Below are 14,740 nucleotides of genomic sequence, written 5' to 3' on the forward strand. Positions count from 1 at the left end.
CCGTGGATTTCTCCATCAAGACAGAGATCCCCGGGCGCCGTCTGCGCATCAAGCTGGCCGGGTTCGTCCCCGCCCGCGATCAGGGCCCCTTCGAGGCCGTGCTGCGGTCGGCGCCCTGCATCAGCGAGGCCAAGGTGTACCCGCGCATCGGGGAGGTGGCGCTGTCGTACTGCGGAGAGCAGGGCAGGGAGCGGGCCATCGCCCATCTGGCCTCGATCGATGCGGCGGCTATCGAGGGGATGCGCGCCGAGTACTCGTTTTCCGCCGCGCAGCATTCCCATCAGCTCATGCTCGACCTCGCCTGGCTGACGGGCACCTACCTTCTGCGCCGGTGGTTTCTGCCCAAGCCCCTCTCCATCGTCTTGGGGCTGGTCGCGTACCGCCGCTTCCTCGTCGAGGCCCTCTCGTCGCTGGGCAGAGCCCGGCTCGACGTTCCGGTGCTCGACGCCGCGGCCATCGGCATGTCGTTCGTCCAGTTCGATCCCAAAACCGCGGGCGAGACCATGTTCCTGCTCGAGGTGGGGGAGACGCTTGAGGACTACACCCAGGCCCGATCGGAAGGCGCGCTGGTCGATGCGCTGCTCAACGTGGCCGAGAACGCCCAGAAGGTCGAAGGCGACCTCGAGGTGGAGGTGCCGCTGTCCTCGCTTGCCGTGGGCGACGTCGTCGCCGTTCGCACGGGTATGGGCGTCAACATCGACGGCCAGGTGATCCGCGGGTGCGCGATGGTGAACCAGTCCTCGCTCACCGGCGAGCCCCTGGCGGTGGAGCGCACGGTCGGCGACGACGTGTTCGCGGGCACGAGCGTCGAGAGCGGCGAGATCCTGGTGCGCGTGAAGAGCGCTCCGAACGAGACGCGCCTGCGCTCCATCGTCGATCTGGTCAAGAACGCCGACCGGTACAAGTCGCGCCGGCAGGCCTCGCGCGAGGCCCTGGCCGACCGCATCGTGCCGTGGAACTTCGGACTGGCTGCCGGCGTGGCCCTGGCCACCCGCAGCATGACCAGGACGTCGGCGGCTCTGATGGTGGACTATTCGTGCGGCTTGAAGCTCACCAGCTCGATTTCAGTGCTGTCCGCCATGAGCCAGTCGGCCGACGCGGGCTTCACCGTGAAGGGGTCCAAGTACTTCGACGCCGTGTGCGACGCCGACACCATCGTGTTCGACAAAACCGGGACGCTCACCGAGGCCACCCCGTCGGTGGCCACCGTCCTTTCGTTCGACGGCTGGAACGAGGACGAGGTGCTGCGCCTGTCGGCCTGCCTGGAAGAGCATTTCCCGCATCCGGTCGCCCGCGCGGTCGTGCGCGCCGCGGCCGACCGCGGGCTCGACCATCGCGAGCGCCACGCGGAGGTGGAATACATCGTCGCGCACGGCATCGCCTCGTCGCTCGACGGGAAGCGCGTGGTCATCGGGTCCGAGCATTTCGTCGTCGGCGACGAGAAGGTCGCGATCGACGAGGCTCAGAAGGGCCGCATCGCGCACGAGACCGAAGGGCTCTCCCCGCTCTACCTCGCGGTTGACGGCGAGCTGGTCGGCGTGCTGGGCATCGAGGACCCGCTGAAGGAGGGCGTGCGCGAAGCGGTCGGGCAGCTGCGCGGCCTCGGCTTCAAACGCGTCGTCATGCTCACGGGCGACAACGGGCGCACGGCGCGCCGCGTCGCCGAGGAAGCGGGCGTCACCGAATGGAAGGCCGACCTGCTTCCCGAGGACAAGCATGCCTACGTCGAGGGCCTCAAGGCGCAAGGCTGCAAGGTGGTCATGGTGGGCGACGGCGTGAACGATGCGCCCGCCCTCGCCCTGTCCGACGTCGGCATCGCCATGGGGCAGGGGACGGCGGTTGCCAAAGAGGTGGCCGACATCACCCTGACCGACGGCGACCTGTCCTCGATCGTGACGCTGGTCAAGCTCAGCCGCGCGCTGGCAAGGCGCATGGATCGTTCGTTTGCCCAGGTGATGGTATGTAACAGCGTGTTCATGCTGCTGGGTATCCTCGGGGCGGTGACGCCGCAGACCTCGTCGCTGCTGCACAATGCCACCACCATCGGCCTCAGCCTGTCGGCGGGTCGCCGGTACCGGGTCTAGGCTTTTCGCGCCCCGGTCTTCGCCCCATTCGCTTTTCCGCACGGGACGGGTCTTCGGGTCCGTCCCGACTTTCGCTGCGCACCCTGTGTTTTTCGCGTCGAAACCTCGGAAAATGGGTTATACTGGCGCAGTTTCTAATCACACATGCTCGTGCGACTCGGACCGCTAGTGGCCACCGGAAAAGGCTGCGGAACCCGGGGATGACCGCGGGCAGAGGACTAACGAATGGAGTCAAGACATGACGAAAGTCAGCATTCAGACGCTGCTCGACGCCGGCGCGCACTTCGGCCATCAGGCCCGTCGCTGGAACCCCAAGATGAAGCCATTCATCTTCGGCAAGCGCGGCGACACCTACATCCTCGACCTCAAGCAGACCCTCCTGGGCATGGACGACGTGTACACCTTCGTCTCCGAGATGTCCAAGAAGGGCGGCACCGTCCTGTTCGTCGGCACTAAGAAGCAGGCTCAGGAAGCCGTCGCCGACGCTGCCAACCGCTGCGGTATGCCCTATGTGAACTCCCGTTGGCTGGGCGGCATGCTCACCAACTTCGTCACCATCCGCTCCCGCGTGAAGCGCATGGAAGAGCTCGAGGCCATGGACGCCGACGGCCGCATGGCCCTTCTGCCCAAGAAGGAGCAGATCCTGCGCCACAAGGAGCTGGCCAAGCTGCAGTCCAACCTCAACGGCATCCGCAACATGACGCGCACCCCCGATGCGGTGTTCGTCATCGACACCAACCGCGAGTCCCTCGCCATCCACGAGGCGAAGCGCCTGGGCATCGCCGTGGTGGGCACCCTCGACACCAACTGCGATCCCGACGACGTCGATTACGGCATCCCCGCCAACGACGACGCGATCCGCTCGGTGCGCCTGCTCACCGACTTCGTGGCCGACGCCGTCATCGCCGGCACGGGTGCCCCGGTGACCGCCGAGGAGATGGCCGCTGTCGAGGAGGCCCCCGTCGCCGAGGCCGCTGCCGCCGAGGCCGTCGAGGCTCCCGCGGCCGAGTAACCGCCGCGGCCCGTCGGGCCGTCGGTTCCAGGGGTGCGGAAGCCTCGGCTTCGCGGGCCCCTTATGTTCCACGTACACGTGAAGCGCTCCGCCCTGGGTGCGGGGCGCTTTGAAGAAGAAGAGGAAGGACAGACATGGCTGCAATCACCGCTGCTATGGTCAAGGAGCTCCGCGAGCTCACCGGCGCCGGCATGATGGAGTGCAAGAAGGCCCTGAACGAGGCCGACGGCGATATGGACAAGGCCGTCGACGTTCTGCGCACGCGCGGTCTGGCCGCTGCCGCCAAGAAGGCCGGTCGTGCCACCAACGAGGGCACCGTAACCGCCATCGTCGCCGAGGACGGCAAGTCCGGCGTCGTTCTCGAGCTGAACTGCGAGACCGACTTCGTGGGCATGAACGAGAAGTTCAAGGCCTACGCCGACCGCATCGCCGGCATCGCGCTCGCCAACAAGTGCTCCGACGTCGAGGCGCTCAAGGAGCTGTCCGACAACGGCGAGACCGTCGCCGACATCATCACCGACGCCGTTCACGTGCTCGGCGAGAACGCCAACCTCGCCCGCGTCAAGACCGTCGAGGCCGGTGCGGTGTGCTCTTACATCCACATGGGCGGCAAGATCGGCGTCCTGGTTCAGTTCGACGTCGAGGGCATCGACCCCACCAGCGCCGACTTCGTCGCCTACGGCCGCAACGTGGCCATGCAGGTTGCCGCGATCTCCCCGGTCGCCGCTAACCGCGAGGGCGTTCCCGCCGACGCGGTCGAGCACGAGCGCGCCATCTACGTGGCTCAGGCCGCCGAGTCCGGCAAGCCCGAGAACATCCAGCAGAAGATGGCCGAAGGTCGCCTCGAGAAGTTCTTCAAGGAGAACTGCCTGACCGAGCAGGACTACGTGAAGAACCCTGACCAGACCATCGCCCAGTACACCGACGAGGTCGCCAAGCAGCTCGGCGGCTCCATCAAGGTCGTGGACTTCGTCCGCTTCGCTCTGGGTGCGTAACGAAGCCCGATCGAACCGATCGCCTTACGGGAGGGACCGCGTCGGCACGGCGCGGTCCCTCCTCGTTTCGCGGCGGCGTTTTCCGCGCGTGCATTCGCGTAAATTGTCTATCGGCAGGGCAACGCGCGGGCGGGTTGGCCGCCCGATCCTTATAATGGGCGAGAGCATATGACGACGGCCCTGCGCTTCGGTCCGAACCTCGATGCGCCGCGTTTTCGAGAGGCGGATGCGGCGGGGTTCCCGGGTGCGGCCGACGGCGGGGGGACTGCGCGACCGCACCGCTCAATCGCTTACGAATCGAACCACGAGGTGGGGTTATGTCGGAAGAAATCATCCTTGTCAGGGGCAACAACACGCTATCGGGGGAAGTGCGCGTATCGGGCGCGAAGAACTCCGCCCTCAAGCTGATCGCCGCATCCCTTCTGGGGCAGGGGACGTGCATCATCCGTAACGTTCCCGATATCTCGGACATCCGCATCATGTCCGAAGTTCTGCGCCAGCTGGGGGCGCCGGTCGAGCGGGAGGGCCATACCCTCACCATCGACACGTCGTCGGTCGAGCGGTTCGAGACGCCCTACGAGCTGGTCTCGAAGATGCGCGCGAGCATCTCCATCCTTGGGCCGCTGGTCGGGCGCTTCGGCAAGGCCCACGTCGCCATGCCCGGGGGCTGCCAGATCGGCGCGCGCAAGATCGACATGCACCTCAAAGGGCTCGAGGCTCTGGGCGTCGAGTTCGTCACCGAGCACGGGTTCCTCAAAGCCACGACGCCCCGCGGTTTGCACGGGGCGCATGTGGTGCTCGACTTCCCCAGCGTGGGCGCGACGGAAAACCTGCTGATGGCGGCCGTGACCGCCGAGGGTGCGACCCAGATCGAGAACGCCGCCCGCGAGCCCGAGATCGTGGATCTGGCCACGATGCTCAACGAGATGGGCGCGCGCGTGAGCGGAGCGGGTTCGTCGCTTATCGAGATCGAGGGGGTCGCCCTCTCGTCGATGCATCCGTGCGAGCATGCGACCTGCGGCGACCGAATCGAGGCGGGGACGTTCCTGGTGGGCGGCGCGCTTACGGGCGGGCCGGTCACGGTGCGCGGCGTCGATCCGTCGTTTCTGCGCATGGCGCTGATGAAGCTCGAGCTGATGGGCTGCGACGTCGAGCAGGGAAGCGATTGGGTGACGGTCTCGCGCACCCGCCCGCTGTCCCCGGTCGATATCCAGACCCTCCCGCATCCCGGATTTCCCACCGATCTGCAGGCCCAGTTCATGCTGCTGGCGGCCCGGGCCGAAGGGGCATCGGTCATCACCGAGAACGTGTTCGAGAACCGCTTCATGTTCGCATCCGAGCTCATGCGCATGGGGGCCGACATCGTCATAGAGGACCATCATGCGCTGGTGCGCGGGGTGGATCGGCTCCAGGGCGCTCCGGTGACCTCGACCGACCTGCGCGCAGGGGCGGCGCTCGTGTTAGCGGGCGTGGTGGCCGAGGGCGAGACGCGGGTGCGGAAGGTGGCCCATATCGACCGCGGATACGAGGACTACGTGGGCAAGCTGCGCTCCTTGGGCGTCGATGTCCAGCGCGTGGTCGAAGGCGCCTTCGGCGACGACATCCGGTAGGCGCGCCATGGCCGACAGCAGAAGGAGCGTGAACGCGCGCAAGCTGCGCGAAACCGCCCGCAAGGCGAACAGCTCTCTGGTTGGATCGCACATCAGCCCCTCCGTCCAGCGCGGCGGGCGGACCATGAACGCCGGAAGCGTTTCGTTCGCCAACGGCCGCAAGCAATCGCGGGCCTCGCATGGGGAGGTGCGCAACGTCGTTTCGCACGCGCACCGCCAGTCGGGAGCCCCTGCGCTCCACGTGGGAGGGCACAACTTCGCTCAGGACATCCACCGCCGAACGCGCGTCCGCCGCATCGCCGGCATTGCGGCGGTTGCCGTGCTGCTGGTCGTCCTTGCGGTATCCGTGGGCGTGTTCGTTTATTTCGGCAGCGTGGGATCGAAGCTGGCCCTGCGCGATTCCGACGCCGCCTCCGCTTTGAAGGCCCCGCAGGAAAAGGCGGCTTCCTACGTTTTGATTTCGGCTGATCTGGGGGGAGCCACCGCCTCGTCGGATTTCGAAGGGCCCGATGCCCTGGTTTTGATGCGCGTCGACTCCCAGAACAAGACCATGAGCTTTCTGGGGATCCCCGCCGAAACGGGCGCGACCCTGTCCGACGGGAACCTTCATCAGCTGCGCGATGCGGCGGGAGAGGGTGACGCCGCCCTTATCGGGAAGGTGTCCGACCTGGTGGGTGTCGATATCGCCCATTTCGTCAAAATCGATCGGGCGGGTTTGGTGAAGCTGGTCGATGCGGCGGGAGGGGTCGACCTCGACCTGTCCGAAGAGGTAGACGACCCCGCAGCGGGAAGCGACTACCTCGCGGCGGGTCCCCAGAAGCTGTCGGGGTCCGCGGCGCTCACGCTTCTGCGCGCGACGAACCTGTCGAAGGGGGTCCAATCCCAGGCCCAGAACCAGGCGGCGTTCTTCTCCCAGCTGGTCGTCAAGCTGTTCAGCGCCCAGGGGACGCTCTCGTCGGCGTCGCTTCTGGACAAGGTCAGCTCGTGCTTCCAAACCGATATCTCGTCCAACGACCTTCTGGCGGCCGGGGAGGCGCTCGTCGGCATCTCGGGGGACAGCGTTTCGTCGGCGGCGATCCCCGGGTCGCTTACCGGCTCGTCCTCTTCGCTGGTGTCGAGCGCCCCGCGCGTCTTCACCCCGTCCAAATCCGAATGGGCGCAGGTGCAGGCGGCCTTCGTCGAAGGCGGCGATGCGGCGAGCGCCGCCAAGGCGGGCGCGGTGGATGTTTCCGGATTGAAGGTCGAGGTCCAGAACGGAGCTGCAGTCACGGGCGCAGCCGCCTCCACGACCCAGCTTCTTTCCCAGATGGGATGCGAGATCACGGCGACGGGCAACGCCGAGCAGCAGGTTTTCGAGGAAACGCTCGTGGTGTACAGCACCGGCCACGAGGACCAGGCCAAGGCGATCGTCGAGCGCATGGGCTTCGGCCGTGCGGTGAAGGATGTGGGGTACTACACCTACACCGGCGATGTGCTGGTGGTTATCGGAGGAGACTACAAGCCGGTTTCGTAACGTCGCCGCATCGTGCGGGCTTCGCGTTTCCGCTGCGGTCCTTCTCGAAGGAGGGGCTGTGCTAGAATGCGTCCTTGAACTTATCGAGAGAGAAGGAGCCCCCCGTGGTAGATAAGAATTCGGTTCAGACCGTCCTCGACCTCATCCGTCCCAGCCTCGTTGCAGACGGCGGGGACGCGCATTTGGTGGACGTGTCCGAAGACGGCGTGGTCACGGTCGAGCTGGTGGGTGCCTGCAAGGGCTGTCCCATGTCGGCGCTGACGCTTGCCAACGGCATCGAGCGCATCCTGAAGGAGCGCGTCCCCGGCGTGACCAAGGTGGTTGCAGCCGATAACTAGGCTTGGCTTGCATGACGAATGCGTGTCTAACGGAGGGCGGCCGTCGAGCCTCCCTCCGTTTTCGTATAAGCTTTTGAGCAGATGGTTCGTGTGGTCGTGCGGGAAGGAGCGCTATGCCGCATTGTTGGGAGATACGCGGGTGCGATGAGGAGTGGATGGCGCGCTGCCCCCATAGCCTGGCCGACGACCTGTGCCCGTCGGAATGCTTCAACGCCGACTGCTTCCGCCCCAACCACAAGGTCGCCACCGACTTCGAACTGCTGCTGAACCCCGATCGGGATTACGACGCGGCGGTCAAGGAGTGCTGCCACTGGTGCGAGTTCTTCTTGAAGCACGGCCCCAGCATGGCCGACAAGGCCTCGCGCACAGGCGGGATCCCCGATAAGGGAAGGCAGACCACGCGGTTCCTCATCTGAGGTTAGACACAGCTAATTTTATATTTTTTGTGAAGTATAGCTAACTTTTTCAGGGCCCCCTCGCATCCTTCGGGAGTGCGGAGGGGCTTTTTCGCGTGTTGGGGGACGTAAGGGGCCGGCTATCGGGCGCGCGATCCGACGGGACAGCCGCGAAGGCCTTTTTTGACAGCTCCGAGGCTTTCTATAGAATCGTGAGTTTGAGTTAGGTGAAACTAACAGAAGGGAGAAGGAGAACGAATGTCAACCTCTCGATCTGGAAAGAGCAAGGTGTGCTCGGTCGCGATCGCAACCGCGCTCGCGTGCAGCGGAGCCGGTCTCGCCGCGCCGGCTGCGTTCGCCGACGACGCGGCATCGGCATCGTCGGCGGTCGAGGCGCAGGCGGCGCCCGATAGGCTCGCTCCTCTGGCCGCGCCGGCGTTCGACAAGAACAAAAGCTATACGGTCGATGTCGCGTTGAACGCGGTTTCGGGCGGGTCCTCGGCGGTGGCCGGGCTCATCGAGAAGCAGGGCACGATCGACGTCGACAATCAGGGGAACCCCTACCTCACCATCCGCATGCGCCCCGGCAAGGTGTTCGGCCAGGACGCTTATGCGTCCGATCTGAAGGTGTTCAAGAAGGGCGAATCGGACGATAGCCAGAACCCGGACATGAACAAGTTCGCCGAAGGCCAGTACGTCACCATGGCGCCGGACAATTCGATATTGCTGCAGATCAAGCTCCCTTACATCGAGGAGAGCGGCAACTACCGCAGCGAGGTGTTCTCGGGGTACATGAACCGCGAGGTCATCTTGGCGCTCAGCTGGTCCAGCATGAAGCAGGCATCTTCCACTTCGGATCGCCTGAAGAAGCTCAAGGACGAGGCCGAAAAGCTGGAGGCCGGGAACTACTACGCCCCCACCTGGAAGGCGCTTCGCGAGGCGGTGGTGAAAGCCGACGACGTGCTGGGCTTGGAAGACTCATCGTCTGACCAGATCGTTCCCGCCATCCAGCAGATGGAACACGCGTTCAAGGCGCTGCGCACGGATATGGAGAACCCCTTCAAGGCGAACAGCACGATGTTCCTCGACGTCTATGCCGAAGGCGACGTCGATTCGGGACGCTCCATCAAGCGCGAGGCCGTCGTCGAAACCGATGCCTCCGGTGTATCGACCGTAACCGTGACCTTCAACAACCAGCACTATCCATTCTTGCCCGGGAAGGTCAAGGACTTCGTCGTCACCGCAGCGACGATCCTCGACAAAGACGGGGCCAAGGGAAAGACCGTGTCGGTTGCCGACAACGGCAAAGACGGGGTCGTCTGGAAGTTCGTGCTGCCCTACAACAGCCCCAGCGGCTATTACCAGGTGCTCATCTCAAGCGACCTGAACGGCAAGGACAAGGCCGCTTCGCTTCGCTTCGACTGGTCGACCATCCGAGACCACGCCGATTTCCGCGGCCTCAACGCGGCTATCAAGGCGGCGACCGACAAGGGGTACAAGGCGTCGAACTACACGTCCTCGACGTTCGAGGCGTTCTCGAACGCGCTGAAGGAGGCTCAGCGCATCGCCGGCGACCCCCAGGCTTCCCAAGAAGCCATCGACGGCGCGCTCTCTGCTCTCAACGATGCGGTGGGAGGTTTGCGTGCGATCCAGAACCAAGGGCACGCCCAGACCGTCAACCTGGGCCTGAGCGCCTTCAACGCCCCCTATGACGGGTCGGGCGTCCAAGACATCGGCTGGGCGGGGAGCCGCGTGCGCTTCGGCATCGACGGAGCCTCGTGGCGCGTGCTCGATGCCCAGCAGGGCGTCATCATGAGCGAGACCGTCCTGAGCAACACCCCCTTCAGCGCCGAGCCCGCAGAGGACGAGGAAGCCCCGGTCGCTGCCGAGTCGTGGGAGAAGAGCCTGCTGCGCTCGTACCTGAACAAGGAGTACTACGAAAAGGCGTTCGGCGATGCGGACAAGGCGGCCATCGCCACATCCACCATCAAGAACGAGGCGGCCGGATCGTCGCAGGCCGATACCCAGGACAAGGTATACGTCTTGTCCAAGAAGGAGTTCACGAACGCATCGTACGGTTTCTACGACGACGCGTCCCGCGCGAGCGCGGAGGGCTCCCAGTCGCAGTTCACGCGCACGCCCGGTAACCTGGGCATCCAGCTGGTCACCGTGGCCGGCCTGATGGATGTGTGGGGGTCGGCCATGGAGCTTCCCGGCTACATCGGCAGCCTCGGATCGTCCCCGGTCCTGCGCTTGAACGAGGCGAACGTGCTGCTCACCACCCCGGCGGGTTCCGATATCCCCGCAGGGATCCAGGCGCCTCGCGCCACCGACGAGAACGTGTGGAAGCTCACGCTTCTGGACTCCTCGCGCGCGTTCGATGCGAAGGCGGTGTCCAAGAACGGAAACCGGGTCGTTGTCGAGTACACGTCCGGAGCAACCGAGGGCAGCCAGGTTTCCGCGCTGATCGAGCGCACGGACGGCTCGAAGACGGTCGTTTCGGGATACGGGACGGTCGCGGCGAGGGCTGCGGCGAAGGGCAAGGCCGCTTTCGACCTTCCCGCGGGCTTCGACGCGTCGAAAGACAAGCTGTACCTGTTCAGCGAGACGGTGGGAGAGGTGAGCAACCTCGCCTCGAAGAAGGTGGCGATCGATCTGTCGAACCTGGCTCCCGTTTCGGACACGAATTGGAACCGCCTTTCGGGCGATGACGCGTTCGGCACGATGAAGGCCATCACGTCCAGCTCGGCCGGCTGGGCGGACAAGTCCTGCGACACGGTTGTCCTGGCCACGTCGGGCGGGTACTGGGACGCCCTGTCCGCCGCCGCTCTGGCGGGCGCGCATCGCTGCCCGGTCCTCATCACGGACGGCTCGTCGCTGACCGCGGAGACGAAGTCCGAGATCGAGCGCTTGGGCGCGAAGAACGTGTACGTGTGCGGCGGCCCGGCGGCGGTGTCCGACGACGTGGTGCGCGCGGTTGACGCCATCCCCGGAGTCAACGCCCCCGTCCGTCTGTTCGGCGACGACGCCCAGCAGACGGCGGTGAAGATCGCCCAGCAGGTGCGCAAGGACTCTGCAGCCAAGACCTGCGTGATCGCCACGTCCGCCGGATTCTACGACGCCCTGTCCGTGTCTCCTTGGGCATACGCTTCGATCATGCCGGTGTATCTGACGGATGCATCGGGCAACCTGGGCGAAGCGGCGCTGGCCGACATCAAGGCCGCGGGCTACACCGATGCGATCATCGTCGGCGGAACCGCCGCCATCACCGAGGGGACGCAAAGCGCCCTGACGTCTTCGGGCGGCGTACCGGCGGGTTCCGTCCAGCGGTTGGCCGGCCAGGATGCCTGGAAGACCTCCGCCGCGATCGCGCAGAAGCAGATCGAGACGGTGCCCGGTGCGGCCGACACCGTGGGCTTGGCGGATGGTAACGGGTACTGGGATGCGCTTACCGGCGCGGCCCTTATCGGCAAGGCGGGCGGCGTGATGCTGCTCGTGCCGCATGACGGGCCCACCGCCGACGGGTACGCGTTCAGCTACGACTCCCACGTGATCGACTCGGTGATCGCGGGCCATGCGGGCGAGTCCTCGCAGGGGTTCGTGTTCGGGGGGACCGCGGCCGTTCCCCAGGCTACGATGGACGCTGCGAAGAAGGCGGCCCAGCTCGGCCGATAGGTTCGTTCGGGCGCTGGGACGGCGCCTTTCGAAGGTGCATTGCAGCACCGAGGGCTCGGGAGCGGGTTTCGGCTCGCTCCCGAGCCCTTTTGCGTTTGCGCCCCGCTTTCTCACATCGCCGCGAACGGGGCTCCACCGGTTCTGCACAGCGCGAACCCTCCGTCGACCGTTCGGTTACCGTGCGGCCTTTCCATACCCAAGGTTCCTTGACAGCCCAGTGGCCCGCGTTAAAATCTGTCTGGCACTCTAAAGCCACGACTGCTAAGCGCGGCGTTTCGCGGCGGACGTTCGAGGTCCCGCCGCAGGGCGATGAAAGGACGGATCGGCATGCGCAAATTCAAAACCGAGAGCAAGAAGCTTCTCGACCTTATGATCAACTCCATCTACACGAACCGTGAGATATTCCTGCGCGAACTCATCTCGAACGCGTCGGATGCGGTCGACAAGCTGTACTTCAAGAGCCTCACCGACGACGCGGTTGTCATCGACCGCAGCGAACTGGCCATCGAGGTGTCCTTCGACAAGGAGGCCCGCACGATCACCGTTTCCGACAACGGCATCGGCATGACGGCCGACGAGCTGGAGAAGTTCCTGGGCACCATCGCGCACTCCGGATCCGAGCAGTTCAAGGGCGATCCCGAGGTGGCCGCTTCCACTGAAGCCGACATCATCGGCCAGTTCGGTGTCGGGTTCTACTCGTCGTTCATGGTGGCCAAAAGCGTCCGCGTGGTTTCGCGCGCGTACGGGTCGGACGAGGCCAGCTGCTGGTCCAGCAACGGCATCGAGGGCTACACCATCTCGCCTGCCGAGCGCGCGACGCACGGCACCGACGTCATCATGACGCTGAAGGACAGCACCGAGGAAGAGGATTACGACGCCTATCTTTCCGAATGGGGCCTGAAAGACCTCATCCGCCGTTACAGCAACTACGTGCGTTATCCCATCAAGATGACGGTCACCAAGCGCCGTCCCATCCCCAAGCCCGAAGATGCGGGCGAAGATTACGTCCAGCAATACGAGGACTACACCGATGTCGAGACCGTGAACTCGATGGTTCCCATTTGGAAGCGCCGCAAGTCCGACGTGACGCAGGAGGACTACGACGAGTTCTACAAGTCGGACTTCCATGACTTCACCGAGCCGGCCCGCACCATCAGCGTTCATGCCGAAGGGGCGCTGTCCTACGACGCGCTGCTGTTCGTCCCGAAGCGCCCGCCGTTCGATCTGTACTCGCGCGATTACGAGAAGGGCCTCGCGCTGTACAGCTCCAACGTGCTGATCATGAACAAGTGCGCCGAGCTGCTTCCCGACCATTACATGTTCGTGCGCGGCGTGGTGGATTCGTCCGACCTCACGCTGAACATCTCGCGCGAGACGCTGCAGCACAACAGCCAGCTGCGCGCCATCGCCAACAAGGTGGAGAAGAAGATCACGGCCGAGCTGGAGAAGATGCGCGACAACGACCGAGAGGACTACGAGGCGTTCTTCGAGCATTTCGGGCGTGCGCTGAAGTTCGGCATCTACACCAGCTACGGGGCGAAGTCCGACGAGCTGTCCGGGCTTTTGATGTTCTACTCGGCATCCAAGAAGTGCATGGTCACGCTGGCGGAGTACGTCGAGGCGATGCCCGAGGGCCAGGGCGCCATCTACTACGCCTGCGGCGAATCGCTTGCCCACCTGGACAAGCTTCCCATGGTGAAGGCGGCCCGTGCGAAGGGCTTCGACGTGCTGCTGTGCACCGAGGACGTCGACGAGTTCTGCTTCCAGGCCCTGGGCCGTTTCGACGACCGGGAGATCGCCAACGTGGCCGGCGCCGATCTCGATCTGGCTACCGATGAGGAGAAGGCTGCGGCCGAAGAGGCCAGCAAGGCCAACGAGGGCATGTTCGAGAAGATGCGGGACATGCTGGGCGAGTCGGTGAGCAAGGTGGTGGTTTCCACGCGCCTGACCGACGTTCCCGCCGCGCTTACCACGGCCGGTCCCATATCGCTCGAGATGGAGAAGCTGCTATCGCGCATGCCGGATGGGCAGGGCGCCAAATCGGAGCGCGTGCTGGAGCTGAACGCCGGCCATCGCGTTTTCGGGGTTCTGAAGGCTGCCCACGATGCGGGCGACGATAAGAAGCTGCGGCTCTACACTGATTTGCTGTACAATCAGGCTTTGCTGATCGAAGGCATGCCCATCGAGGACCCGATGGCCTTCGCCGAGCAGATCAGCGAGCTGATGTAGCATTTCACGAGAGGGCGCCGATCTGTTTCGGTGCGAAGGAGCATCATGGCATTCGATTACGAGAGCCTCATCGCAAGCATCCCCGATTATCCCGAGCCGGGCGTGGTGTTCAAGGACATCACGCCCCTCCTGGCCGATCCGGAAGGGTTCAACGCCCTGGTGAACGATTTGGCAGACCGCTTTTCCGACAAGGGCGTCACCAAGGTCGTGGGTGCCGAGGCGCGCGGCTTCATGGTGGGGGCGCCCGTGGCCTTCAAGCTGGGGGCCGGCTTCGTGCCCGCGCGCAAGCCGGGCAAGCTTCCCCGCGAAGTGCGTTCGCAGGAATACGCCCTCGAGTACGGGACGAACAGCCTGGAGATGCACGTTGACGCATTGGTGCCGGGCGATAAAGTTCTGCTTATCGACGACCTGGCTGCGACGGGCGGAACCGCTATCGCGCAGGTCAAGCTGGTGGAGGCAGCCGGTGCGGAAGTGGTGGGGATGGGCTTTCTTTTGGAGCTCGCCTTCCTCGACCCCCGCGGGGTCATCTCCCAGGCAACCGATGCCGAGATCCACTCCCTCGTCACGATAATGTGACAAGGGGACAGTCCCCTTGTCACATTCCTACATTGTTATACTTGTCGTATACGCGGCGGGTGAGGAGAGGTCGTCGCAGGCCGCTGACCGCTTCAGATGAAAGCGAGGTCGGGTATGCAAGTCGAGGTCTTCCTTTTCATGTTCTACCTTGTTCCGGTGGTGGCCGGCGCCCTGCTTCTCTACTTCGTCGTCAGGAGAGCCGTGCGCGACGGGGTGCGCGATGCGATGAGGAGCCTTGACGGGTCTTCTCCGCTGCCCGCCGCGCTTTCTGCAGATGCCTCCGCGGCGCCGAACGATAGCGGCTCAAAATAGG

11 protein-coding genes are annotated in these 14,740 nt (G+C 64.8%); all 11 read left to right on the forward strand.

Going from position 1 to position 14,740, the window contains the following annotated elements; genetic code table 11:
• Positions 1–2: 2 nt before the first annotated feature.
• The 11 genes from JI75_RS01650 to JI75_RS01700 all read left to right on the forward strand — a co-directional run bounded on the left by JI75_RS01650 (position 3) and on the right by JI75_RS01700 (position 14,739).
• Positions 3–2,084 (forward strand): heavy metal translocating P-type ATPase, encoded by a 2,082-nt coding sequence (locus tag JI75_RS01650; RefSeq protein ID WP_039688240.1) that lies wholly within the window; start codon positions 3–5, stop codon positions 2,082–2,084.
• A gap of 238 nt (positions 2,085–2,322) precedes the next feature.
• Positions 2,323–3,096, forward strand: coding sequence for a 30S ribosomal protein S2 (rpsB, locus tag JI75_RS01655; RefSeq protein ID WP_039688243.1), 774 nt, complete (start codon positions 2,323–2,325; stop codon positions 3,094–3,096).
• 134 nt (positions 3,097–3,230) lie between these two features.
• Positions 3,231–4,091: a translation elongation factor Ts gene (gene tsf, locus JI75_RS01660; RefSeq protein WP_039688245.1), complete on the forward strand. Its 861-nt coding sequence runs from the start codon at positions 3,231–3,233 to the stop codon at positions 4,089–4,091.
• A gap of 317 nt (positions 4,092–4,408) precedes the next feature.
• A complete protein-coding gene (gene murA, locus JI75_RS01665) occupies positions 4,409–5,701 on the forward strand; it encodes a UDP-N-acetylglucosamine 1-carboxyvinyltransferase (protein WP_039688247.1) in 1,293 nt (430 codons plus the stop codon).
• A 7-nt stretch (positions 5,702–5,708) separates the two neighbouring features.
• Positions 5,709–7,214, forward strand: coding sequence for an LCP family protein (locus tag JI75_RS01670; protein WP_039688249.1), 1,506 nt, complete (start codon positions 5,709–5,711; stop codon positions 7,212–7,214).
• A 104-nt stretch (positions 7,215–7,318) separates the two neighbouring features.
• Positions 7,319–7,552 (forward strand): NifU family protein, encoded by a 234-nt coding sequence (locus tag JI75_RS01675; RefSeq protein ID WP_039688251.1) that lies wholly within the window; start codon positions 7,319–7,321, stop codon positions 7,550–7,552.
• 113 nt (positions 7,553–7,665) lie between these two features.
• Positions 7,666–7,968: a hypothetical protein gene (locus JI75_RS01680; protein ID WP_039688253.1), complete on the forward strand. Its 303-nt coding sequence runs from the start codon at positions 7,666–7,668 to the stop codon at positions 7,966–7,968.
• A gap of 237 nt (positions 7,969–8,205) precedes the next feature.
• Positions 8,206–11,622 carry a cell wall-binding repeat-containing protein gene (locus JI75_RS01685; protein ID WP_039688254.1) on the forward strand — a complete coding sequence of 1,139 codons (3,417 nt, stop codon included), beginning with the start codon at positions 8,206–8,208 and terminating at the stop codon, positions 11,620–11,622.
• A 327-nt stretch (positions 11,623–11,949) separates the two neighbouring features.
• Positions 11,950–13,851 carry a molecular chaperone HtpG gene (gene htpG, locus JI75_RS01690; protein WP_039688255.1) on the forward strand — a complete coding sequence of 634 codons (1,902 nt, stop codon included), beginning with the start codon at positions 11,950–11,952 and terminating at the stop codon, positions 13,849–13,851.
• A 45-nt stretch (positions 13,852–13,896) separates the two neighbouring features.
• Complete coding sequence (locus JI75_RS01695) at positions 13,897–14,427, forward strand: adenine phosphoribosyltransferase (protein WP_240993195.1); 531 nt, start codon at positions 13,897–13,899, stop codon at positions 14,425–14,427.
• Between the two features lie 114 nt (positions 14,428–14,541).
• On the forward strand, positions 14,542–14,739 hold the full coding sequence (locus tag JI75_RS01700) for a hypothetical protein (RefSeq protein WP_144299251.1): 198 nt from the start codon (positions 14,542–14,544) through the stop codon (positions 14,737–14,739).
• The last annotated feature ends 1 nt before the right edge of the window (position 14,740 follow it).

The organism is Berryella intestinalis (assembly GCF_000814825.1).
GTDB classification, from domain to species: domain Bacteria; phylum Actinomycetota; class Coriobacteriia; order Coriobacteriales; family Eggerthellaceae; genus Berryella; species Berryella intestinalis.